Below are 265 nucleotides of genomic sequence, written 5' to 3'. Positions count from 1 at the left end.
TTTTTAAAGAACGACCTCCACGGATGGTGGAAGTGCCAAAAATCGTATGGAACGATTTTGGCCAAGCACTGCCGTAAAGACAGGCCAACTGTTCTAACAAGAACAAGTTATCTGTGTGAACACTCAAAGGGTCAATCAATCGTATAGGTAAGGAGGTGATCCAGCCCCAGGTTCCCCTAGGGCTACCTTGTTACGACTTCACCCCAGTCATGAACCACACCGTGGTAAACGCCCTCCCGAAGGTTAAGCTATCTACTTCTGGTGC

General features: G+C 48.3%; 1 rRNA gene. It reads right to left on the bottom strand.

Features of this window, described 5'->3' with window-relative positions:
* Positions 1-148: 148 nt before the first annotated feature.
* Positions 149-265: ribosomal RNA gene (locus LZP69_RS16470) — 16S ribosomal RNA — on the bottom strand; the annotation flags it as partial.

It is taken from the genome of Shewanella sp. AS1 (assembly GCF_021412565.1).
In the GTDB taxonomy this organism is placed as follows: Bacteria; Pseudomonadota; Gammaproteobacteria; order Enterobacterales; family Shewanellaceae; genus Shewanella.
The sequence above is the reverse complement of the archived record's forward strand: the minus strand, read 5'-3'. Positions and strand labels throughout refer to the sequence as shown.